General features: G+C 35.5%; 19 protein-coding genes and 1 tRNA gene. 13 read left to right on the top strand and 7 right to left on the bottom strand.

Annotated elements, in window-relative coordinates:
* Positions 1 to 266: 266 nt before the first annotated feature.
* Positions 267 to 2,267, bottom strand: a complete 2,001-nt coding sequence (locus tag GGR32_RS06645) for a putative porin (protein WP_183477415.1) — start codon at positions 2,265 to 2,267, stop codon at positions 267 to 269.
* Between the two features lie 118 nt (positions 2,268 to 2,385).
* Between GGR32_RS06645 and GGR32_RS06650 the strand changes: the two genes are divergently transcribed.
* The 3 genes from GGR32_RS06650 to GGR32_RS06660 are packed head-to-tail and all read left to right on the top strand — an operon-like array spanning position 2,386 to position 5,809.
* Complete coding sequence (locus GGR32_RS06650) at positions 2,386 to 4,173, top strand: MutS-related protein (RefSeq protein WP_183477416.1); 1,788 nt, start codon at positions 2,386 to 2,388, stop codon at positions 4,171 to 4,173.
* 6 nt (positions 4,174 to 4,179) lie between these two features.
* Positions 4,180 to 5,175 (top strand): metal-dependent hydrolase, encoded by a 996-nt coding sequence (locus tag GGR32_RS06655; protein ID WP_183477417.1) that lies wholly within the window; start codon positions 4,180 to 4,182, stop codon positions 5,173 to 5,175.
* A gap of 49 nt (positions 5,176 to 5,224) precedes the next feature.
* Positions 5,225 to 5,809, top strand: coding sequence for a PhnA domain-containing protein (locus GGR32_RS06660; RefSeq protein ID WP_183477418.1), 585 nt, complete (start codon positions 5,225 to 5,227; stop codon positions 5,807 to 5,809).
* 6 nt (positions 5,810 to 5,815) lie between these two features.
* Here GGR32_RS06660 and GGR32_RS06665 read toward each other — a convergent pair whose 3' ends face one another.
* Together GGR32_RS06665 and GGR32_RS06670 are read right to left on the bottom strand one after the other, a co-directional pair.
* Positions 5,816 to 6,358 carry an alpha-ketoglutarate decarboxylase gene (locus GGR32_RS06665; protein ID WP_183477419.1) on the bottom strand — a complete coding sequence of 181 codons (543 nt, stop codon included), beginning with the start codon at positions 6,356 to 6,358 and terminating at the stop codon, positions 5,816 to 5,818.
* A gap of 2 nt (positions 6,359 to 6,360) precedes the next feature.
* Positions 6,361 to 7,752 (bottom strand): dipeptidase, encoded by a 1,392-nt coding sequence (locus GGR32_RS06670; protein WP_183477420.1) that lies wholly within the window; start codon positions 7,750 to 7,752, stop codon positions 6,361 to 6,363.
* 125 nt (positions 7,753 to 7,877) lie between these two features.
* On the opposite strand from GGR32_RS06670, the gene GGR32_RS06675 reads away from it, so the two are divergent.
* Positions 7,878 to 7,959 (top strand) — tRNA-Leu (locus GGR32_RS06675).
* A 33-nt stretch (positions 7,960 to 7,992) separates the two neighbouring features.
* Here GGR32_RS06675 and GGR32_RS06680 read toward each other — a convergent pair.
* From GGR32_RS06680 to GGR32_RS06690, 3 genes are all read right to left on the bottom strand, one after another.
* On the bottom strand, positions 7,993 to 8,676 hold the full coding sequence (locus tag GGR32_RS06680) for a GNAT family N-acetyltransferase (RefSeq protein ID WP_183477421.1): 684 nt from the start codon (positions 8,674 to 8,676) through the stop codon (positions 7,993 to 7,995).
* Between the two features lie 498 nt (positions 8,677 to 9,174).
* Positions 9,175 to 9,567 (bottom strand): OsmC family protein, encoded by a 393-nt coding sequence (locus tag GGR32_RS06685; RefSeq protein WP_183477422.1) that lies wholly within the window; start codon positions 9,565 to 9,567, stop codon positions 9,175 to 9,177.
* A 4-nt stretch (positions 9,568 to 9,571) separates the two neighbouring features.
* Complete coding sequence (locus tag GGR32_RS06690; protein WP_183477423.1) at positions 9,572 to 10,456, bottom strand: pirin family protein; 885 nt, start codon at positions 10,454 to 10,456, stop codon at positions 9,572 to 9,574.
* Positions 10,457 to 10,564: 108 nt separating this feature from the next.
* Here GGR32_RS06690 and GGR32_RS06695 point away from each other — a divergent pair, with 108 nt between their 5' ends.
* The 5 genes from GGR32_RS06695 (at position 10,565) to GGR32_RS06715 (ending at position 18,456) form a co-directional block, all read left to right on the top strand.
* Positions 10,565 to 10,984, top strand: coding sequence for an HYC_CC_PP family protein (locus tag GGR32_RS06695; protein ID WP_183477424.1), 420 nt, complete (start codon positions 10,565 to 10,567; stop codon positions 10,982 to 10,984).
* A gap of 101 nt (positions 10,985 to 11,085) precedes the next feature.
* Positions 11,086 to 14,826: an efflux RND transporter permease subunit gene (locus GGR32_RS06700; RefSeq protein WP_183477425.1), complete on the top strand. Its 3,741-nt coding sequence runs from the start codon at positions 11,086 to 11,088 to the stop codon at positions 14,824 to 14,826.
* On the top strand, positions 14,819 to 16,063 hold the full coding sequence (locus tag GGR32_RS06705; protein ID WP_183477426.1) for a TolC family protein: 1,245 nt from the start codon (positions 14,819 to 14,821) through the stop codon (positions 16,061 to 16,063). Before GGR32_RS06700 ends, GGR32_RS06705 begins: the two co-directional genes overlap by 8 nt.
* 4 nt (positions 16,064 to 16,067) lie before the next feature.
* Positions 16,068 to 16,595 (top strand): DUF3347 domain-containing protein, encoded by a 528-nt coding sequence (locus GGR32_RS06710; RefSeq protein ID WP_183477427.1) that lies wholly within the window; start codon positions 16,068 to 16,070, stop codon positions 16,593 to 16,595.
* A gap of 199 nt (positions 16,596 to 16,794) precedes the next feature.
* Entirely contained in the window at positions 16,795 to 18,456 is a 1,662-nt protein-coding gene (locus GGR32_RS06715) for an efflux RND transporter periplasmic adaptor subunit (protein WP_183477428.1), read from the top strand.
* 69 nt (positions 18,457 to 18,525) lie between these two features.
* On the opposite strand, the gene GGR32_RS06720 is transcribed toward GGR32_RS06715, so the two are convergent.
* The gene (locus GGR32_RS06720) at positions 18,526 to 19,374 is read right to left on the bottom strand and encodes a phosphatase PAP2 family protein (RefSeq protein WP_183477429.1); all 849 of its coding nucleotides are present in this window, start codon (positions 19,372 to 19,374) and stop codon (positions 18,526 to 18,528) included.
* Between the two features lie 134 nt (positions 19,375 to 19,508).
* Here GGR32_RS06720 and udk point away from each other — a divergent pair, with 134 nt between their 5' ends.
* The 4 genes from udk to scpA are packed head-to-tail and all read left to right on the top strand — an operon-like array spanning position 19,509 to position 23,975.
* Entirely contained in the window at positions 19,509 to 20,117 is a 609-nt protein-coding gene (gene udk, locus GGR32_RS06725) for a uridine kinase (protein WP_183477430.1), read from the top strand.
* 19 nt (positions 20,118 to 20,136) lie between these two features.
* Positions 20,137 to 20,469, top strand: a complete 333-nt coding sequence (locus tag GGR32_RS06730) for an FtsB family cell division protein (RefSeq protein ID WP_183477431.1) — start codon at positions 20,137 to 20,139, stop codon at positions 20,467 to 20,469.
* Entirely contained in the window at positions 20,462 to 21,838 is a 1,377-nt protein-coding gene (locus GGR32_RS06735; protein ID WP_183477432.1) for a methylmalonyl-CoA mutase subunit beta, read from the top strand. Before GGR32_RS06730 ends, GGR32_RS06735 begins: the two co-directional genes overlap by 8 nt.
* A gap of 16 nt (positions 21,839 to 21,854) precedes the next feature.
* A complete protein-coding gene (gene scpA / locus GGR32_RS06740; RefSeq protein WP_183477433.1) occupies positions 21,855 to 23,975 on the top strand; it encodes a methylmalonyl-CoA mutase in 2,121 nt (706 codons plus the stop codon).
* The last annotated feature ends 26 nt before the right edge of the window (positions 23,976 to 24,001 follow it).

The following is a 24,001-nucleotide window of genomic DNA, read 5'->3' on the forward strand; positions in this document are numbered from 1 at the left end:
TATAAGCTTTTTTCTTTCTGACCAAATGTTTTTGAAAATTTTTTAAAAATATTTTTTTTAACCGATTTTCTAAAAACAATATCCTTTCTACTCCTACTCCTATACTACTCACATCCTAACTTCTCAATGAACTCTCAAGCTTCATACTTGACCGCTTAGCGGGCTGCAAATATACAACCGTTTTTTACTTCTACGCAACTATTTCTTTAAAATAATTTAATATTTATTCAAATTAGTTTTTAAGTCGCTGAAAAACAAGAAATTTCTTACAAGAAAAAATTCCAAACTAAACCGAACCTAATTACAAAATCTCGATAAGGTTGCCCTTGCGCCGTAAAATTCCCGTTGTTTGTGAAGATTGTCGGAAAGTTTTCTAAAGTAAAATAAATACGTGTTTGGCGTACTTTGGCATTAAAAAACAAATCGGCTGTGTAAAATCCTTCTAATTCGGTATTGTTTTGAACTACATAATCGGCTATAACGGCATCGTAATTATCTGCATAAAAAGAAGTAAAATACTTAAATGTAACCCCTGTTTGTAAATACAAGGCTTTATCAAACCAATAATCGCTATAGTATAATGAGTTTCGAGTAATAAAATCTGATACCTTATATACTTCTTCTCCTTCGAGTACATTTTGGTACAACAAAGTGTTTTCTAGTGAAAACTTAGCATAATTCAGCTTATTGCTAAACTTTAGCTTTAACGCCTTAATGTTTTTATGGTATTGAAATGGTTTAGCAAAAAACGCTGGTTCTAAATTATCTTGTGCATTAGGATTGTAAGCTGGATTCTCTACATACCCAAAATAAGTATAATCTTTTAGTTGTGAAACTTGAGCCGACAAGCTTCCTATAGTATTGTGTTTGATGTATGCTTCTATATGTTGTTCCTTTTCGGGTTTAAAATCATTATACCAATTATAATTTACATAATCACTTTGATAGAGTTGTTTTGTATAACTAGCTTCATGTGCATTCATATTGATTTTTGCACCTAATGTAAACAATGAATTTGCAGTATAGTTTGCATCTGCTAATAAGTAATACCCTTTATAGTCTCCAGAAACATTATATGCTGCCTCGGTATTTAGGGTTATACCTTTTAAATGTTTTTTATAAACTCCTCCCACATTAATCACATCTCCTTTTAGATAGTTAGGAATAATCCCTGTGTCCAATTGCAATTTTCTATGGTATCCATAACGGTAATTTGTATGGGTTGCAAAAAACTGTATGTTCCCCAAGGTTTTTTGTGTATAATCTAGGTATAGTGTGTTTGATAAATTTTGAAATTCTGTTTCGTCAAAAAGGTCGGTATCCTCGTATGTGTTTCCATAAAGCAAAGAAGCTCTTGCCTGAGTGAACCTAAACTCTTTATCGGTAAAGCTTAACTTATGCCCTACTTTAAGATGCTGCTGAGATATACTGTCTGACTGGATGAGTTTAAAATCATGCTTTAAAAAGAATCGTTTTGACAACAACCTGTTTTCTGCATCGTTATAATTTACATCTAAAACAGATCTGTCTTTATACTCTTTAGAACCCAACAGGTATTGAGCTGTAGATAATGTGGTTAAACCTCCGTTTTCTTGATTGGTTAAACTTTGCGAAACAAAATGAGTTTTTAAATCGTACCTATTATTTTTAGATTGATAATTTACGGTAGTTCTAAAATTTCCATGTCGCGTTCTTGTGTGTTGATATTTCCCTAAAGAACTTATGCTTTTATACGCCAAACTAAAATTAATGTTTGGAGCAATATTAGAGGTAAGAAAAGCATCTAAATTCTGCCCTTGCTCAAAGGTAGTTTTAAAAAAAAGTTCGGTTAAGGGCGTAGGTACATTATAATAATGTATGTCATCTACTTTATATAGGTAGTTTTCTCGAGCTTCTGTCCCAAAACCAGGCAAGTGTTTTCGTTCGGAAAACTGGTGGGCTAAACGTGTATAACCTTGCCCTACATTCGCAAATGGCAAAAGCTCTACATCATCTTTCCGAATACTATTATACTTATAGTGTTTATATATAGTAAGTGTAGTATCTACATAAGAAGTATCATTTCTTACCGAAATAATTTTATAATCGGTAACGGGTGGTTTTTCTCGTTTATCGATTACCCCTTGCATGTTTTCCGAAGGCTCATTAATTCCTAACTCACCTCTACGCTCGCCACTTATTTCTTTAGCAGCGCCCAGCACTTGTCCTGTTAATGTTTCTGATATAAAAAATACTATACAAATAGATATATATACGGTTCTTATCATCGAGTGTGTAAATCTTTTAACTACGGCAAAAGTACATAGTTTTCATAAACATTTGTTTATTTAGCTTAAGATAGTATAGCAAATATGTATTTTTGACGAAAATAGCGATTATTATTATATGAATACAACCTCTTCCTTACAGCAATTATATACAGAACGTCTTGCTGAATTTACTCGCCATTTAAAAGAAAAAAAAAGAAGCTTATTTTTTCTGAGCATGGTGAGGCTTGTTACCTTTCTACTACTTATCCTTTTCATTTATTTATTTTGGGGAAACTTAGCCCTTCTTGGAATTAGTCTTGTGTTAGGAATAAGTGTTTTTTTATTTTTATTGGTAAAATACCAAAACCTAGCGGTACAAAAAAAGCAGCTCGAAGCACTCATTAGTATCAATCAAACCGAGCTAAACGTACTTGCTGGAGATTATAAAAACTTACCCACTGGAAAAATTTACAGCAATGCCCTACACCATTATAGCGAAGATATTGATTTGTTTGGAAAAAATTCTTTTTATCAATACCTAAACCGAACCAGCTTAAAAGAAGGAAGCGATAAATTGGCCGATTTACTTACCGCCAACCAAACCTTAAACATTATAGAGAAACAACAAGCAATAGCAGAACTTTCTGAAAAAATTGATTACCGACAAGAATTTTCTGCAAAAGCAAAATTAGTAACCACAGAAGTTTCTAATAAAAGTTTACTTAATTGGCTAGAAAACTACACCCCATTTATACCTAAAATACACCTATGGCTCCCTCGTGTTTTCGGGGGTATCTCCATCTTATTACTCATCGCTTATTTTGGAGGTTTTATTTCGGGTTATATCCCAAGCGGATGGTTTTTTGTAGGCTTAGCTATTACAGGCAGCAAGCTTAAAAAAATAAACTTATTAGGCGTTTATGCCAATGAATCGCAAAAAAGCTTTCAGCAATATTATAAGCTTTTAGCCCTTGTTGAAGCCCAAGATTTTAAAGCAGATTTACTTACCGAACTTCAAGAAAAACTATCCTCAAAAAATCAAAAAGCATCTGAAAAACTCCAGCAGTTTTCTAAAATCATCGATGCCTTTGAGCAGCGTAACAATATGCTTTTTGGTGTGGTAGGAAACGGATTTTTATTATGGGACTTACATTACACGTATAAATTAGAAAAATGGATTTCGGCCAATAGCAAGGAAGTAAAACAATGGTTTGCTGTATTAGAAACCTTAGATGCCTACCACTCTTTAGGAAATTTTGCTTTTAATCATCCTAATTACTGCTTCCCTAGCTTAAACAGTACAAACCAGCATATTCTAGAAGTAAAAAACACCGTGCATCCGTTAATCAATACCGCAACCGCAATAACCAACAGTTTTACCATTGCTGAAGAAGAATTTTTAATTGTTACGGGAGCAAATATGGCAGGAAAAAGTACTTTTTTAAGAACGGTTTCGTTACTTATCGTAATGGCAAATACCGGATTACCCGTACGCGCAGAATCCTGTAACTACAAACCCATAAAGCTTATTACCAGCATGCGAACTTCAGATAGCTTGGCAGACGATTCTTCGTATTTCTTTGCCGAACTAAGCCGTTTAAAATTTTTGGTAGAAGAATTAAAAAACAACCAATACTTTATTGTGTTAGATGAAATTCTAAAAGGCACCAACAGTAAAGATAAAGCAGAAGGTTCTGAAAAATTTATCGAAAAACTCAGCAAACAAAAAGCCACCGGAATTATAGCTACACACGACTTGAGTTTATGTAAACTTGCCGAACGATACCCGCATATTCACAATTACTATTTTGACGCAGAAATTATTAACGATGAGTTATCCTTCGACTATACTCTTAAAAAAGGCGTTTGTAAAAACATGAATGCTTCGTTTCTGTTAAGAAAAATGAATATTATTGACCAATAATTTATTATGGACTCGCTAACACAAATAGTTTTAGGTGCAGCAGTAGGCGAAGCTGTATTGGGAAAAAAAATAGGCAACAAGGCAATGCTCTATGGTGCCATAGCTGGTACAATTCCAGATTTAGATACCTTTGCAAGTCATTTTACCGATACGGTTACTGCCCTACAAATACACAGAGGCTTTACACATTCTATTATTTTTTCGCTGCTTTTCGCACCCGTTTTTGGCAAAATAGTCTCGCTATACGATAAGTCTGTTTCCTGGAAATCTTGGTCATGGCTTTTCTTTTTCGGGTTAATTACCCATCCTATGCTCGATGCATTTACCACTTGGGGAACACAGTTTTTTTGGCCTTCTACCAATCGCTTAGCCTTTAAAACTATTTTTGTGATAGACCCGCTTTATACCATCCCTTTTATAGTTTGCTTAATTTTAGCCATGCGATTACCTAAAACTAATTGTAAAAGAAGCTTTTACAACAAATTAGGTATTTCTATAAGTTCAGCCTACCTGCTGCTTAGCGTAATTTTAAAATTTATCACTTATCAGAAATTCACCCAAGCACTTCAAACACAAAATATAGCCTATACTAACATTATAACAAAACCAACCGCTTTTAACACCATCCTCTGGACGGCAAATGTAGATACTCCAACGGCTTATTTAATAGGGCATTATTCTTTTTTTGATACCCAGCCCATACATTTTGCTTCTTACCCGAAAAATCATGAACTTCTAACTCCTATAAAAAAAGACAAAAGCATTCAAAAACTTATAAAAATCTCTGAAGGTTGGTACAGCATCACCAAAAAAGAGAATCAGCTTTATTTTAATGACCTCCGGTTTGGATTATTAAGCCTTTCCCCCAAGGCTACTAATTTCGCATTTAGTTACCGTATTTCTCAAGCCAACAAAGAAATACAGGTTACCGAAGTTAAAAAAGACCGTGAAAATGCTAAAAACTTATTAAGCTCATTACTAAAACGAATAAGAGGAAATTAGGAATTATGTTAAAAAAACCTACTTTTACAGCGGTTTAAAATTATTAATTATGAAATTAGAACAAGATTTGATGGAACGTGCAAGTGCTGCATGTGAACTTTGCAGCAGTAACCAAGAGCTACAGGTTTACCACGTACCACCACATCAAGATAAAGAAAGTGAACATTGTGTATTAACTTGTACTATTTGCTACCAACAACTTACAGACGACAGCAGTATAGACGCCAACCATTGGCGTTGCTTAAACGATAGCATGTGGAACACCAATCCTGCTGTGCAAGTAACGGCATGGAGAATGCTTACCAAACTAAAAAATGAAGGATGGCCGCAAGATTTATTAGACATGATGTATATGGAAGACGATACCTTGGCTTGGGCAAAAGAAGGCATGCCTGCTACCGATGAAAGTGGACAAGCAATTATCCATAAAGATGCTAATGGTGCGGTATTAAATGCAGGAGATACGGTTGTATTGATTAAAGATTTACCTGTAAAAGGAAGCAGTATGGTTGCAAAACGAGGTACTGCTGTACGCAGAATAAGCCTAGTGCATGATAATGCAGAACATATAGAGGGAAAAGTAGATGGACAACAAATTGTTATCCTAACAAAATTTGTAAAAAAATCTTCTTAAGTTTCTTTAAAATAAAACCCTCACATAAGGTCCAAACGGCGTGCTGTATATACTTTTTTCTTTATCATATAGTACGTCGTATTGTATTCCAAAAGAAACATTTCCTGCCCTATACCCAATACCTAAATAGAGTGCTGTAAACCAATAATTGTCCGTATATCCCCAATACTTATCATCTCGCTGCACGTGAAGTTGCTCTAACTGAGCCGATAGCTCTAGAGCTTGCATAGGTCTGTATAACCCCATTAAGCTTCCTCCTAAAACAATTGCTTCATAATCATTTTTCTGTTTAGCATAAGAGCCTTTCAAGCCTACGCCACCTAAAAAATATTCATTAAATTTATACAAAGCATTAGGCGCGAGGGTAGCACTAAAAAAGCCATCAGAAAAGCCCATTCCTAAACTTCCTCCAAAACGAACATTACTCCAAAAATTTCTTGTTTTAAACTGGAAATTATCGTTTTGAGCAATACTGCTATAACTGGTAAGACAAAAAACTGCCAAACATAACAGGAATAATCGCTTTGGAGAAAATAAAGGCTTCTTCATTACTATTGTTTCTTAAGTGCTGTAAAATGTTTATAAAAATAAGGAATGGTTTCTATTCCTTTTAGGTAGTTCCACACTCCAAAATGCTCGTTAGGCGAATGTATAGCATCGCTATCTAACCCGAATCCCATCAAAACAGTTTTGCTTTTTAATTCTTCTTCAAACATAGCTACAATTGGGATACTCCCTCCGCTACGTTGCGGGATAGGTTCTTTTCCAAAAGTTTGTTGATACGCTAAACTCGCTGCCTGAAATTCTATCCCATCTATAGGAGTTACATATCCTTGCCCACCATGATGTGGTTTTACTTTTACCTCTACCGCTGCTGGAGCTATACTTTCGAAATGTTTTTGAAATAGGTTAGTAATTTCTTCCCAATCTTGGTTAGGCACTAAACGCATTGATATTTTAGCAAAAGCTTTGCTAGGAATAACTGTTTTTGCACCTTCGCCTATATAACCGCCCCAAATACCATTTACATCTAGCGTTGGTCTAATAGAATTGCGCTCGTTGGTTGTATAGCCTTCCTCTCCATATACATCTGTTATTGCAAGGGCTTCTTTATATTTTTCTAATGAGAAAGGAGCTTCTGCCATCTTTGCTCGCTCTGCTTTAGACAATTCCTCTACCTTGTCGTAAAAACCAGGAATAGTAATATGGTTATTTTCATCGTGTAGCGAAGCTATCATCTTTGTAAGTATGTTTATTGGGTTGGCAACAGCACCTCCATATAAACCTGAGTGCAAATCTCTATTTGGTCCTGTAACCTCTACCTCTACATAGCTTAAACCTCTTAAACCTGTGGTGATGGATGGGGTATCTTTAGCAATCATACCAGTATCTGAAATCAGAATCACATCGTTTGCTAATTTTTCTTTATTGTTTTTTATAAACCAAGCTAAATTTACACTTCCTACTTCCTCCTCTCCTTCTATCATAAATTTCACATTACACGGAAGCTCCTCATTTTTCACCATATATTCTAATGCTTTTACATGCATATAGAACTGCCCTTTATCATCACAAGCACCACGGGCAAAAATGGCTCCTTCTGGGTGTATTGCTGTTTTCTTAATTACAGGTTCAAAAGCAGGGCTATCCCATAAATCTATTGGATCTGCTGGTTGAACATCATAATGCCCATAGACCAATACCGTGGGTAAATTTTCATCTACAATTCGCTCTCCATAAACTACAGGATAACCTGGAGTCTCGCAAATTTCGGTTTTTGTACATCCTGCCTCTTTTAAGCTTTTTTCTACCAATGTTGCCGTAGAAAACATATCTTTTTTATAGGCTGAATCGGCACTTATGGAAGGAATTTTCAATAAATCGATTAATTCATTTATAAATCTTTCTTTATGTTGTTGAACATAATCTTTACTGGTAATCATGTAGTTATATTTTAAATAGAACTGCCAAGATAACAACAAGTTTTTAAAATTTGAAATTTTTAATAATTTATTATTGTAGATTGATATATTTATGTATATTTGCAACCGATTTACTACTAAGCACTGCGGCTGTGGTGGAATTGGTAGACACGCTAGACTTAGGATCTAGTGCCGCGAGGCGTGGGGGTTCGACTCCCTTCAGCCGCACAAAAAGCTCTCCGATGGAGGGCTTTTTTATTTTTATAATGTTTTTAAATTCCAAAAACTTATTTTTCTTCGAGTTAAAAAACTTAATTTTTCATAGAGTTTAATTGCTCCAATATTTGATTCGGCAACGTGTAAATATGGCGTTTTATTTTCGTTAAATATTTGATCTGTGGTATGTTTTATTAATTGTTTCGCATAACCTTTTCCTGTATGCTCAGGGCTAGTAATAACAGCACTTACTTCTGTATATTTATTCATCTTCATTCTTTCTCCTGTTACCGCAACTAATCGATTGTTTTTATATATGCCAAAGTACGTTCCTAAATCTGGTGTTTTCTTTTTAAAATAACCAGGCTGAATCATATTAACCAAATCAAACAAATCATTTTTTTGTTGTTTGGTATTTAATTCCGTAATAGCTTCAGTTAGCTCAATGTCTATAGGTTTATGCAGTAGCATTTGATTACAAATTAGATTCTTAGTTAATACTAACTGATTTTGGTATTTTGGTTTTTCACCAACTACATAAAAATTGTTGATTTTTTGAGCATAATTACTTATGCCTTCAGAAGATTTCTTATAGTTTATAAAACCCCCAAAAGGACAATATTCTGACGCATAAAATTTAATTCCATCATATTCTACTGAAAATTTGTTATGTACTTCATTTAAAGAATTCCATACTGGGTTATCTAATTTTTTTTCTTCTAGTTCCATTTTTTATTAAGTATAATACACATCCCTGTCAAATATATACAACTATTTATGTTAAAACAAAAAGCTTATAAAACCCAAAGAGTTTAATTAAAAAATTATAATAAAAAAAACTCTGAAAAAACAAGCTTAAAACACTTCTTCTAAGGAGCCTTGTTTTTGCTGTTTTTTTATCGCCTATAAATAAGTCTTTTTTACATCATATTTAAACCACAGCTAAACTAAAATCAGCCCATTTTTTAGTGGACAATTTGTGGTCTCACCCTAGACTAGGTGTGGACTAGGTATGACTTTGATAGGGGAAAAACATGGGTAAAACTAAAAGCTGGTTTTTCTTAAAATAATGGTATAAATAACCTGTAGATTTTATTGTTATTACAGGTTTGTTTTTATCTTAAAAAAACAGTGCTTTTTCCGTCTGTTTTTGGCTGTTTTTTTTGTGCTTCAAAAGGTCAACACACAATTGCATCGTATGGAAAAAGTTGCCCCGCTGGTACGTGACTAATCATTCAAACTAGAAACAACCTCTACTTCTGAAGTTACAATGCGCTCTATTGGGCAGCGTTTGCCTATAGCTAACAAGCGTCCACGTTGTTTATCGTCTAAGTTGCCATGAAAAGTTAGTTTTTTATAGAATACTGTTTTATCCTCCTTTTTTTCATAAGTAATACTTATATCTATTTTCTCTAAAGGCCATTCTTTTCTATCTGCATACATTCGTAATGTTATTGCAGTACAGGATATAATAGACGAGGCTAATAATTGCCCAGGAGTCATCCCTAGGTTTTCTCCGCCTGCAGTTATAGGTTCATCGGCAACAAGTGTATGTTTATTATCTGTTACAATAGTGGTTTTGTACTTTTCTCGGGTAATGCTTGCATGTACAGTATTCATAAGCTTAATAATTAAAGGTAGGTAAAGGTATATATTCGGTTTCGTTAGGTACTTTCGGGAAGTTTTGCTGCTCCCAATCAGTTCTGGCTTTTTCTATATTTTTCATATCCGAAGCTACAAAATTCCAATGTATAAAACGTTTCTCGGGAAGGGCTTCACCTCCAAATACATATACCTTAGCCTTTGCACTTAACTCAAAACTGCACAAATGGCTTTCTTGTGTTACCAGCAATTGCTTGGCGGTATATCGATGTGATTTAATCCTTACGCTTCCTTCTAAAATATAAAGTCCGCTTTCTCCATACAGCCCCTCTCCTATTGTTATTTGCTTATCTTCTTGGCTTAAATTTACAATTTCTAACATGTATAACTCACTGTAAACAGGCACTGGAGATTTTTTTCCTAAAGCCTCTCCTGCAATAAGTTTATACATTACCTCATCGGTTTCCCAAGAGGGCAATTTATCTTTTTCGGCATGATAAAAATTGGGTTCGGTTTGCTCTAATGCTTTTGGTAATGCTACCCATATTTGCAATCCATGTAAACGTTTAGGTGTGTTTCGCAACCTGTCTGGTGTGCGCTCAGAATGCACTACTCCTTTTCCTGCTGTCATCCAATTTACGGCTCCAGGAGAAATTTCGAGTTCGTTACCTAAACTATCTCTATGCATGATATTTCCTTCAAAAAGATATGTTAGGGTAGATAAGCCTATATGTGGATGCGGGGCAATATCTAAATTCTGGCTAGCAGAAAAATCTACAGGTCCCATGTGGTCTATAAAAACAAACGGCCCTACGGCTCTTTTCTGCCGAAAGGGCAATAACCTACCAACCAGAAAATCGCCAATCCTTGCAGCACGCTCTTCAATTATTAACTTGATATTTGACATTATCCACGCTGTTTAAAAACCCTAATTTAAGAAATAAAAAGACAATCTTTGTTAAAAGAGTTTAAAAACAGAATTCTTTTAAAATTATTTTTATAGATTTGTTTTTGTATGAAATTATTCCGCCAAATATTAGCCGTAAGTCTAGCCTTTCTCGTTATGGGCTCTACGGTTTCTTTTGCTGCTAATATGCACTATTGCGGGTCTTTTCTAGTAGATATAAACCTACTGGAAGCTGCAACAAGTTGTGGAATGGATAATTTTGATACCTCTAAAACAACCGACACTGAAGGTTGTACCATAGAAAAATCTAACTGCTGTAAAGATAAAAAAGTAATTGTTGATGGGCAGGATGAACTATCCTCTCCGCTACAATTAACCCTAGAACAGCAAGTATTTATTGTTAGCTTCGGCATGAGTTACCTTGCGTTATTTACGCCAGAAGTTACAGACAATCCTGACTACTTAACTTACACCCCGCCCAAAATTGTCTGGGATATCCAGCAATTACAAGAAGTATATCTTATTTGATTTAATAAACGCTTTTACCTCGTGTTCTATAAACAACGAGGTTTTACTATAACGATACCTTTAAGGTAAAGTTTGTTGTTTCATTAAATCATTTTATTATTATGCTTAATAGGCTTATACATTTTTTAATACACTATAAATTAATTGCCGTATTAATTGCAATTCTTTTTATAGGTTGGGGAGTTATCCACGCCCCTTTTAATTGGGATACTGGTTTTTTACCTAAAGATCCCGTTGCCGTAGATGCTATCCCAGACTTGGGAGAAAATCAACAAATTATTTACACCCCTTGGAAAGGGCGTTCTCCTCAAGATATCGAGGATCAAATTTCCTACCCACTTACCACCAGTTTACTTGGAATACCTGGCGTAAAAACCATTAGAAGTTCCTCTATGTTAGGTTTTTCTAGTATTTATATCATCTTTGAAGAAAACGTAGATTTTTACTGGAGTCGTAGCAGAATTGTAGAAAAATTAAACTCGCTTCCTCAAAACCTACTCCCCGAAGGTGTTACCCCTACACTAGGACCTGATGCCACCGGTTTAGGACAACTTTATTGGTACACCCTAGAAGGACGAGACGAAAACGGCAATGTAACTGGCGGATGGGATTTACACGAGTTACGAAGCATCCAAGATTACTATGTTAATTATGCGCTAGCAAGTGCCAAAGGGGTTGCTGAAGTAGCTTCTATTGGTGGGTTTACACAAGAATATCAGATAGACATAAACCCTGAGCTTATGCGCCAATACAACATTAGCTTAGCACAGGTTACCCAAGCGGTAAAACAAAGCAACCGTGATGTTGGCGCACAAACCTTAGAAATTAATAAAGCTGAATATTTTGTAAGAGGTTTAGGCTATATTAAATCGATAAAAGATATTGAAGATATTGTGGTACTTAGTACCGAATATAGAGCCATTAGACTAAAAGATATTGCCAACATAAACTTAGGGCCTGCCGAAAGAAGAGGAATTCTGGATAAAGAAGGTGCCGAAGTTGTTGGTGGCGTTATTACTGCTCGTTATGGAGCAAACCCTATGCATGTAATTGACGGGGTTAAGCTTAAGATTGAAGAAATCAGTAAAGGTTTACCCAAAAAAACTTTACAAGACGGTACCGTTTCGCAACTAACTATTGTACCTTTTTACGACCGTACCCAACTTATAGAAGAAACCCTAGATACCTTAAACGAGGCATTGCTCTTAGAAATTCTAATCACCATTCTTGTTATTACCATAATGGTTTATAATTTACGCGCATCTGCACTTATCTCAGGCTTATTACCTATTGCTGTGCTTATGGTATTTATCGCTATGAAATATGCCAATGTAGATGCTAATATTGTAGCGCTTTCAGGAATTGCCATTGCAATTGGAACCATGGTTGATATTGGCGTTATTTTAACCGAAAATATTCTACGCCATATCAACGAGCAAACTAAAAAAATTCCTATAACAGCAGTTGTTTACAATGCCACCTCTGAAGTCTCGGGGGCAATTATTACAGCTGTACTTACTACCATTGTAAGCTTTTTACCGGTATTTACTTTAACGGGTGCAGAAGGCAAACTGTTTAGTCCGCTTGCTTTTACAAAAACCATGGCTTTAATCGCCGCATTAATAGTTGCTTTATTTATCTTACCTCCTTTCGCAGCCAGCTTATTTAAGAAAAGAAAAACCTCCAAAATAGTGAAGTATGCTTTAGCTAGCTTATTGATTATAATAGGGGTAATTGGACTTCTTTTCGGACATTTATTAGGGCTTGTACTTATACTATTTGTAGGACTAGATATACTAAAAAAACAACATATACTCTCGGAAAAAACCTTCTTAAAAAGCACCAACATTCTTACTGCTGTCTGCATTAGTGTAGCTCTAGCATGGTATTGGCGTCCGCTTGGTTTCAACCACTCCTTTATAACTAATTTTATTTTTGCGAGTGTTTTAATTTTTGGCATTTTAGGAGCTTTCTATGTATTTAGAAAAAACTACACCAAATTGCTTACATGGACTTTAGAAAACAAATTGTTGTTTTTGCTTATTCCTGCTAGTTTTCTTGTGATTGGATTTTGGATTATGAGAAATACCGGAAAAGAGTTTATGCCGGCATTAAACGAAGGCTCTTTTCTACTTATGCCTACTTCCTTACCGCACGCAGGAGTAGAAGAAAACAAACGCGTTCTACAACAATTAGACATGGCGGTTGCGGCAATTCCAGAGATAGAAACCGTAGTGGGAAAAGCAGGAAAAACAAACTCTGCCTTAGATCCCGCTCCGCTATCTATGTATGAAAACGTAATCCAATATTACCCAGAATACGCCAAAAATAACAGCCTAAAGCCTAGTACTTTTAAGGTAGATAAAAATGGGTATTTTATTTTAAAGAACGGAAAACGCGTAGAAAATCCTAATCATCCTGTTACGCAAAACTCTGGTTCTAGCAAGCTTGTTCCGTATACTAAAGAAGTAATCGATTTGCTTATCCCAGATGAAAACGGTGAGTACTTTCGTATTTGGCGACCTGAAATCGAATCGGCAGATGATATTTGGAATGAAATTGTTAAGCAAACAAAAATTCCAGGAGTCACCTCTGCTCCCAAATTACAACCCATAGAAACTCGATTAGTAATGCTGCAAACAGGAATGCGTGCTCCTATGGGAATTAAGGTAAAAGGACAAGACTTAACTCAAATAGAAGCTTTTGCATTAAAGTTAGAAGAACTGCTTAAACAAACTCCAGGGGTTAAAAAAGAAGCTGTTTTTGCCGATAGAATGGTAGGAAAGCCTTATTTACTTATCGATATAAAACGCGATAAATTAATCCGTTACGGAATTAGTATTGAAGAAATACAACAAGTTATCGAAGTAGCTATTGGAGGCATGCCCCTTACTAAAACCGTAGAAGGAAGAGAACGCTATAACATCCGTGTACGCTACCCAAGAGGCTTACGAGACAGTCCAGACGATCTAAAAAACATCTACATTCCTGTAGAAAACAAACAGCCTGTTCCTTTAGCAGAACTCGCCGATATTAAGTACGAAAAAGGACCACAAGTAATAAAAAGCGAAGACACCTTCTTGGTAGGTTATGTGCTTTTTGATAAACTTGATGGTTTTGCAGAAACCGATGTGGTAGAAGATGCTCAGCAAGCCATTCAAAAGCATATCGATAATGGCGACTTAACCGTTCCAAAAGGCATTAGCTACGAATTTACAGGGAATTACATCAACCAATTAAGAGCCGAAAAAACATTAAGCTTTGTTATTCCTATTTCATTGCTTATCATTTTTATCATTTTATATTTACAGTTTAAATCGGTTAGTACTTCCTTTATTATTTTTACAGGAATAGCCGTAGCATTTTCTGGAGGTTTTATGCTTTTGGGATTATATGGGCAAGATTGGTTTTTAAACTTTTCTGTATTTGGAGAAAATCTACGCGATATTTTCCAAGTAAAAACCATGTACCTAAGTGTTGCTGTCTGGGTAGGGTTTATAGCCTTGTTTGGAATTGCTACAGACGATGGCGTAGTAATGGCAACCTACCTAACGCAAACATTTGATAAAAACAAACCCAAAAACAAAGCTGAAATTAGAGCTGCTGTTATCGAGGCAGGAGAAAAACGTATTCGCCCTTGTTTAATGACAACCGCAACTACGCTCTTAGCGCTTTTACCTATACTTACCTCTACAGGAAAAGGTAGTGATATCATGATACCTATGGCCATTCCTAGTTTTGGTGGTATGCTTATTGCTCTGATTACACTTTTTGTAGTCCCTGTATTATATAGTTGGAAAGCAGAACTGAAACTTAAATATAATTTCCTTAAGCATGAATAAGATAAACATTAAAAAACTTAGGCTAAGAAATATATTTCTTTACTTAATGCTCCTTGCTGGAAGCCTATACGACCTGCAAGCACAACAGCTAGAGCAATATATTAAACTTGCAAAGGAACAAAGCCCAGAAATAAAAGCCCTAGAAGCGCAAAAAAAACAGCTTTCAGAACGCATTAATGAACTCAATACACTAGGAAACACATCCTTTGGTGCAGGTTATTTTGTTAGTCAGCCCGAAACAAGAACGGGAGCACAAGTCGCAAAACTCTCTGTACAACAGAGTTTCCCTTGGTTTGGTAGTTTTAAAACCCAAAAAAAATACATCAACAGTTTGGTGGAAACCAAAAACTACGACATTGCTATTGCTAAAGACAAACTAGCCTTAGCAGTTGCTACCAATTATTATGATTTATACATGCTAAAAGATAAAACACAGATTTATCTAAAAAACATAGCCCTTATAGATAGCTATGAAGCCCTTGCTCTTAAAGGAGTAGAAACCAATCAAGCTTCTGCGGTAGATGTCTTAAAACTACAGATGAAAAGGAAGGAATTGATAAGTAAAAAAGAGCAAACACAAGGGCTTTTCTATGCGAAAAGTACAGCCTTTAGCAACTTGTTAAATCAAGAAGATTTACTGATAGAATTACCCGATACGTTAAGCTTACCAAAAGAAAAATTGACCGATTTTAACGACCCAAAAATTCATCCAGAGGTACTTAAATACGATTATGTAATTTCTAGCATCGAACAGGAAGAAAAAGTAAACCGAAAAGGTGCTAACCCTAATATTGGGCTTGGTTTAGATTATGTTTTTGTAGAAGAACGCCCAGGTATGGTGATGGATGATAACGGAAAAGATATCATTATGCCTATGGTTAATATTTCTATCCCTATTTTTAATAAAAAGTATAAATCTATCACGGCACAAAACAACATTAAAGTTCAAGAGGCACAACAACAGCAGGAGCTGCAAAAAAACCTTATCGATACACAACTTAGCCAAGCCATAGAAGAGCAAATTTCTGCTAGGATTACTTACCAAAATCAGCTCGAAAACCTAAACTATGCCGAACAAGCACAGCAAATTTTATTGCAACAATACCAAAACGGAATTTTACAATACAACGATGTTTTAGATATTATCGAGCTGCAATTAACCATGGAGCTTTCGCTTACAGAAGCACTTAATAACTATTACCGCCAACAAGCAACTATTAATTATTTAAATCAATAAAACCATGAGAAAAACAAAAATTATTTTAAGCCTAGGGATTATTGCCCTTAGTTTTACCGCTTGTAAACAAACCGAAAACAAACAAGCAACCGAAGAGAAAACAACCGCTACACCTGCTAAAGAAGTTAAACAAACTTCTGAGCTTAGTTTTAAAGAAACACATGTAAATAAGGTTTATAAAGACTACATTCTTTTAAAAGATGCTTTAGTAAAATCGGATGCAACCACCGCAAAACAAGTTGCCGAAAAAATGAGTGCGTCTGCAAAAAACGAAGAAATTATTCGTCTAGCCAAAGATATTTCTAAAACAGATGATATCGAGAAAATACGCGTATTATTCTTCGACTTAAGCAAGCAAGTAGAAACCCTTGCTAATGATAACATTACTTCAGGAAAAGTATATAAGCAATTTTGCCCTATGGCTTTTAACGACACAGGAGCTTTTTGGTTATCGTCTGAAGAAAATATTCTTAACCCTTACTTCGGAGAGAAAATGCTTCGTTGTGGTATGGTGCAAAAAACCATCCAATAAAAAACAATTAACCTTACGCTTTAACCTAGCGTAGGGTTAGTTTTTCTCTTTGATAAATATGATTTTAATAGTTTAAATAATTTTTAGATAAAACAGAATTGAAATTTATTCACACTAAAAACCCGAAGTAACCACTAGGCAAAATAATTAGCTAACTTCATATAAATTTCATTCTCACAAAATACACAGTAAATTCCCTATGAAAAAAATAGCAGTTTATATCATTGTACTTATTGTAGGAATTGGCATTGGCTATTTCTTACTAAATGCATCTGGCACATCAGATACCACAAGTACCACAACAAAAGAAAGTAGTAGTTGGACCTGTTCTATGCACCCACAAATCAATCAACCAGAACCTGGCGATTGTCCTATTTGTGGTATGGATTTAATCCCTGCCGATCAAGCAGAAGCAAACAGCAGCCCGCTACAAATTAAAATGACCAAAAACGCCATTGCCCTAGCCAATGTAGAAACAACACTTATTGATAATAATAATGAAAGCGCTAATCAAATAAAGCTTTCTGGAATCATTAAAGAAAGTGAAAATAACAAAGCACTTCAAGCAGCATATTTTAAAGGACGAATAGAGTTTTTATACACCAAAGAAACTGGCAAAAAAATAAAACGCGGGCAACTTATTGCCAAAATCTATTCGCCAGAATTGGTTTCTGCACAGCAAGAACTACTTACTGCCGCAGCAAACAAAAGCTCCCAACCTGCACTTTATAACGCCGTTAAAAATAAATTAAGCACTTGGAAACTCACAGAAAAACAAATCAATAACATCGAAAAATCTGGAGAAGTGCTGCGAGATTTCCCTATATATGCCAATACCACAGGAACCATTACGTTAATTAATGTAGAAGAAGGTGATTATGTTCAAGAAGGCCAAATATTATTTGAGGTAAGCAACCTTAATGAAGTTTGGGCGGTTTTTGATGCCTATGAAAACCAAATAGGGGCGCTCCAAGAAGGACAAAAAATAACTATCGAGGCTTCTGCCCTAAGGCAAAACCCCATCGAAACAAAAATAGATTTTATAAGTCCTATTTTAAACACCACTACACGTACCGTTGGCATACGTGCAATTATCAATAATAAAGAGGATAAATTTAAACCAGGAATGTTTATTACAGGAGCTGTACACATTGATAGTAAAAATGAGGGTACGCAATTAAGCATCCCTGAAACCGCTGTATTATGGACGGGAGAGCAATCTGTAGTTTATGTAAAACCCAAAAAAGACGAAAGTGTTTTTGAATTAAGAAAAATACGTTTAGGGCAAAAAACAGGAAATGCTTATACGGTATTATCGGGATTAAAACCTGGCGAAGAAATAGTTACCAACGGTACTTTTACAGTAGATGCCGCAGCGCAATTACAAGGAAAAAAATCGATGATGAGCCTTGAAAACAAACCAAAAACACATTTACCCGAAAAAGCCCAAGAACAACTAAAGGAAGCTATTGCTGCTTATTTACAAATGAAAGATGCTTTTGTACAAGATAATACATCAGAAATAAGTGCACAAGCCTCAAAAATGTTAGCCCATTTAGCTATTGATATACAAGAACCTAAAGAGGCTAAAGAAACCATTATCAACGTAAAATCGGCGCTAGAGAAAATAGCAAAAGAAACCAATTTAGAAAAACAACGTGTATATTTGGTAGGTTTATCGGATAACTTTATCAAGTTTATAGAAAAAAACATGCAAGTAGACACTCCGCTTTATGTTCAACAATGCCCTATGGCTAATAACGACCAAGGTGCCGTTTGGTTAAGCACAGAAAAAGAAGTTCGCAATCCCTATTACGGCGATAAAATGCTAAAATGTGGTAGTGTTATAAACAGCTTATAAGTTGATAAAAAATCCATTAAGTTAGAATTCTAACTTAATGGATTTTTAAAATTTCCTTCTATGTTATTTTTAAAACGTTCCGGTTATTCCAAAACTTCCTGCGCCTAACTTTAGGTTCCACGATATTTTCTTTTTAGCTTTTCTAGCTTCCATTTCAGAGAGGGTTCCCATTTCTTTATCCAAATATTTATCTACAGATTCTACCACAGCAACCGTAAGTGCTAAGCTTAAAGCTACATCGGTTAACCAATGTGCTCCAGCTAAAAGCCTCGATACAGGAGAAATCATTCCTGCGGTTATCAAACTTGCTTTCACCCAAGGGTTAGAAAATTGTTTAGATAAGGCGTAAAAAGTAGTAAACGATAAAATCGTATGTCCTGAGGGAAAAGAATGGTATCCGCCTTCATTACTAAAAGGTTTAAAGCTAAACTTTCCTCCATCAGAAGGTCTTGCCCTACCGGTTACTGTTTTAGAAACCGTTTGTATTAAGCCCGCCGCACTCGCTGCAGAAATCATAAGAATTCCTGTTCTCCTTATTTTTTCATTTTTAGTAAAAAGCCCAAAAAGGTAAACGCTTCCTGTTATTCCATAATTATTTTGTGGACTTCCAAAATACCAGCCAAAATCTTTAATTATATTAGGAACATCGGGTTCGTGTTTTACAAAAAAATCAGAGGTTTGTTGGTCTATAATATTTAATCCTGCCGCCCCTACCACTACTCCAGCGGCAATCGCCCAATCGTCTTGTCCCCAGCTAAAAGGCCTGGAATAAGTGTACTTTAAGCCCCCAAACATAAGCTTGGCATCGTGTTTTGCTAACTGCCAAGTAGTTGGGGTTGTAACTTGTTGGGATTGTTCTTGTGCCTGTGTTGGCGCAAATAATATAACGAGTAAAACGCTTAGGATATACTTTTTCATAACAAAAATTGAAAACACAAAAATACAATCTCTCTTAAAGATAGTCTACACTTCGTTTAAAAATTAGCATTATTACAAATAAAAAATCTTTCGTAATTTTAAATATTACGTAATTTTGCTCCAAAAACATCTCCATGCTTATAATTGGTATTGCCGGTGGTACCGGAAGCGGAAAAACAACCGTAGTAAAACTTATTACAGAAGAGCTCGAAGCTGATGAAGTTACTGTGATTTCTCAAGATTCATATTATCGAGACAACAGTGATTTAACCTACGATGAACGCTGTAAAATAAATTTTGACCATCCACAATCGATAGATTTCGATTTAATCTGCGAGCATTTAAAGCTCCTACGCCTAGGAAAAACAATAGAGCAACCCGTGTACTCGTTTAAAGAGCATAACCGTACTGGCGAAACCATTAGTACTGCTCCAAAAAAAGTAATGATTGTTGAAGGAATTTTAATTCTTACCAACCCTGAATTACGCAAGCTTTTTGATATTAAAATTTATGTTCATACCGATAGTGACGAACGCCTAATAAGACGTTTAAAACGTGACATGAATGAGCGGGGACGCGACCTAAACGAGGTTTTAAACAGGTACCAAAACACGCTAAAACCTATGCACCAAGAGTTTATAGAACCCTCTAAAGAGTTTGCCGATATTATTATTCCTTACAACCGCTATAACACGGTAGCTATAGATATTGTTCAAACCATCATCCGTAATCGTTTAGTATAATTTTGTATCTTCGTAAACAATGAATTACACACAATTAAAAAGTAAAACTTGGTTTAAAATCATCAGTAATAAGTATGTTATAATTTTGCTTGTTTTTGGTGTTTGGATGCTTTTTTTTGATAGTAATTCATGGCTAATTCATCAGGAATTAAACCAAGAACTAAAAGAACTAAAAAATAACAAAACCTATTACGAAGAAGAAATTCTTAACGATAAAAAAACTATAAAAGACCTCAATCATCCCGTTGCTATAGAAAAATATGCACGTGAAAATTATTTTATGAAAAAAGATAATGAAGAGGTTTTTATTATAGAATATCAAGATAGTTTAAAAACAACAGTAAATGACTAAAACATTGTTTGAAGATTTTTCGCCTACATCTGCTAAAGAATGGACGCAAAAAATTCAGGTAGATTTAAAAGGAGATGATTTTAACAGCCTTATTACCCATACTAACAATGGGATAGATATTAAACCTTTTTATCATCTTGAGAATACGCCACAAACTCCTATTTCTGCAGCACCAACTCATTGGTACATTACAGAAAAATTTATCATCACCCATGCTAATCAACAAGAAGAGCTTAAAGCTAGCATAGAAAAAGGCACCGAAAGCCTTTGGTTGTTTTTCCCTAAAGAAATAGTAAACTTAACCGAGTTATTAGCAAACATAGCCCTAGAGAATACCCCAATTTTTATAGAGCTAGAAAACCTTAACAACACCCACCTTAAGGAATTAAAACGGTTTTTAAAAGAGCATAAAAACCACCAAATACGCTTAGGAATAGATATTGTAGGAAACTTAGCCAAAACAGGAAACTGGTTAACCAACCTAAAAAAAGATCATGATTTATTACTTGATTTCCTAGAGATACATGAACTATGCTCGGTACAAGTTGCAATAAACACCCAAGTTTATCAACATGCAGGCGCCACACAAGTACAACAATTAGCTTATGCCCTTGCGCATGTAAATGAATACCTAAATTTTATAACGCAAAAAATACCAAATATAAAGTCTGTTTTTAAACCCTTATTTAAAACAGCCATAAGTACCAATTACTTTTTTGAAACCGCAAAACTTATCGCATTAAGAGACTTATATGCCACGCTGGCCGAAGCCTATGATATGCCAGAAGATATAGAAATTTTAGCTTTTCCTTCTACACGCAACAAAACCCTTTACGATTATAACGTAAACATGCTAAGAAGCACTACCGAGTGCATGAGTGCTGTTTTAGGTAATGCTAACTTTATTTGTAACATGCCTTATGATGAGATTTTTCACCATCAAAACAATTTTGGTAGACGTATTGCCCGAAACCAACTGCTTATCTTAAAAAACGAAAGCTACTTCGATAAAGTAGAAAACCCAACCGATGGAACTTACTACATCACGCATTTGGTAGAACAACTTTCCGAAAAAGCCCTCGATATTTTTAAACAAATAGAAAAAAGTGGTGGCTTTTTGGCCGCTCTAAAAGCAGGAACTATTCAGCGTAAGGTTAAAGAAAGTGCCGAAAAAGAACAAGCTCAATTCGATAAAGGAGAAATCACCCTTATCGGAACCAATAAATATCAAAACCCTGAAGATAAAATGGCACATGAACTCGAAAAAAGCCCTTTTTTACAAAAAGAAAAAAGGAAAACACTTATCGAGCCTATAATTGCCAAAAGATTAGCCGAAAAGTTAGAACAAACTCGTTTAAACGAAGAATAATTTAAGAGAGAAAACCATGTCGCGTAAAAATCTTCAACATATAAAGCTTAAAAAAGCTACAAACAAAACCTCTAAAAGTACCTCTTTTAAGACTGCAGAGAATATTTCTATAAAAAATAAATACACGGCAGAAGACCGTAAAGATATACAGCACCTAAACTTTGTGGCAGGAATTGCCCCGTACTTACGAGGACCATATTCTACCATGTATGTAAAAAGACCTTGGACAATACGCCAGTATGCAGGTTTCTCTACCGCAGAAGAAAGTAATGCTTTCTATCGCAGAAACTTAGCTGCAGGTCAAAAAGGACTTTCCGTAGCATTCGATTTACCTACACACCGCGGATATGACAGCGACCACGAGCGTGTAGTAGGTGATGTAGGAAAAGCAGGAGTTGCCATAGATTCTGTCGAGGACATGAAAATACTTTTCGATCAGATTCCCTTAGATAAAATGTCGGTTTCTATGACAATGAATGGAGCCGTACTCCCCATAATGGCATTTTATATTGTTGCTGCAGAAGAGCAAGGCGTAAAACCAGCACAACTTGCAGGAACCATACAAAACGATATTCTTAAAGAGTTTATGGTGCGTAACACCTACATTTACCCACCAACACCTTCGATGAAAATTATCTCGGATATTTTTGAATATACTTCTAAAAATATGCCTCGATTTAACAGCATAAGTATCTCGGGGTACCACATGCAAGAAGCAGGAGCTACTTGCGATATCGAGCTTGCTTACACACTAGCCGACGGATTAGAATACATCCGTAAAGGTTTAGAAGCAGGAATGGATATTGATAGTTTTGCCCCTAGATTATCGTTTTTCTGGGCTATTGGAATGAATCATTTTATGGAAATCGCAAAAATGCGTGCCGGAAGAATGCTTTGGGCAAAATTAGTAAAACAATTCAGCCCTAAAAATCCAAAATCACTATCCCTACGTACACATTGCCAAACAAGTGGATGGAGCTTAACAGAACAAGATCCTTTTAATAATGTTGCTCGTACATGTATAGAAGCTGCCGCCGCTGCCTTTGGAGGAACGCAAAGTTTACACACCAATGCTTTAGATGAGGCAATTGCACTCCCAACAGATTTTTCGGCCAGAATTGCAAGAAATACCCAATTATTCCTACAACAAGAAACTCAAATTACCAAAACGGTAGACCCTTGGGCAGGAAGTTACTATGTAGAAAAGCTTACCGAAGAAATTGCAACCAAAGCTTGGAAACTAATCCAAGAGGTTGAGGAATTAGGAGGAATGACCAAAGCTATCGAAAAAGGTATTCCTAAAATGAGAATTGAAGAAGCTGCTGCTCGAAAACAAGCGCGTATAGACAGTGGACAAGATATTATTGTAGGTACCAATAAATATAGACTCGAAAAAGAAGATCCAATAGTAACACTAGAGGTTGACAACCAAACGGTAAGAAACCAACAGATTACACGTTTAAATTCTATAAAAGAAAATAGAGACGAGAAAAAAGTTCAAACAGCCTTAAATAAGCTTACCCAAGCAGCAGAAACGGCTCAAGGAAACTTACTGGCTTTAGCTATAGATGCTGCCAGGGAAAGAGCCAGTATTGGAGAAATAAGCATGGCTTTAGAAAAAATATATGGAAGACATAAAGCACAAATAAAATCTTTTAGTGGCGTGTATAGTAAAGAAATTAAAGATGATTCATCATTTAAAAAAGCACGAGAACTTGCAGATGCTTTTGCCGAAAACGAAGGTCGCCGACCACGTATCATGATTGCAAAAATGGGACAAGACGGGCATGACAGAGGAGCCAAAGTAGTAGCCACAGGCTATGCCGATGTTGGTTTTGATGTAGATATAGGTCCGCTTTTTCAAACCCCTGCAGAAGCAGCGAAACAAGCTGTAGAGAACGATGTACATGTACTTGGGGTTTCCTCTTTAGCAGCAGGACACAAAACCTTAGTCCCACAAGTTATCGAAGAATTAAAAAAATTAAATCGTGAAGATATTATGGTCATTGTAGGTGGGGTTATCCCTTCTGCCGATTATGAATTTTTATTCGATGCTGGTGCTGTTGCCGTTTTTGGTCCTGGAACAAAAATTAGTGATGCCGCTATTCAAATTCTAGAGATTCTAAGCGATTTTTAGTCTGCTTTTATTTTAGTATAGTAAAA

Origin of the sequence: Mesonia hippocampi, from assembly GCF_014197445.1 — a bacterium.
GTDB classification, from domain to species: domain Bacteria; phylum Bacteroidota; class Bacteroidia; order Flavobacteriales; family Flavobacteriaceae; genus Mesonia; species Mesonia hippocampi.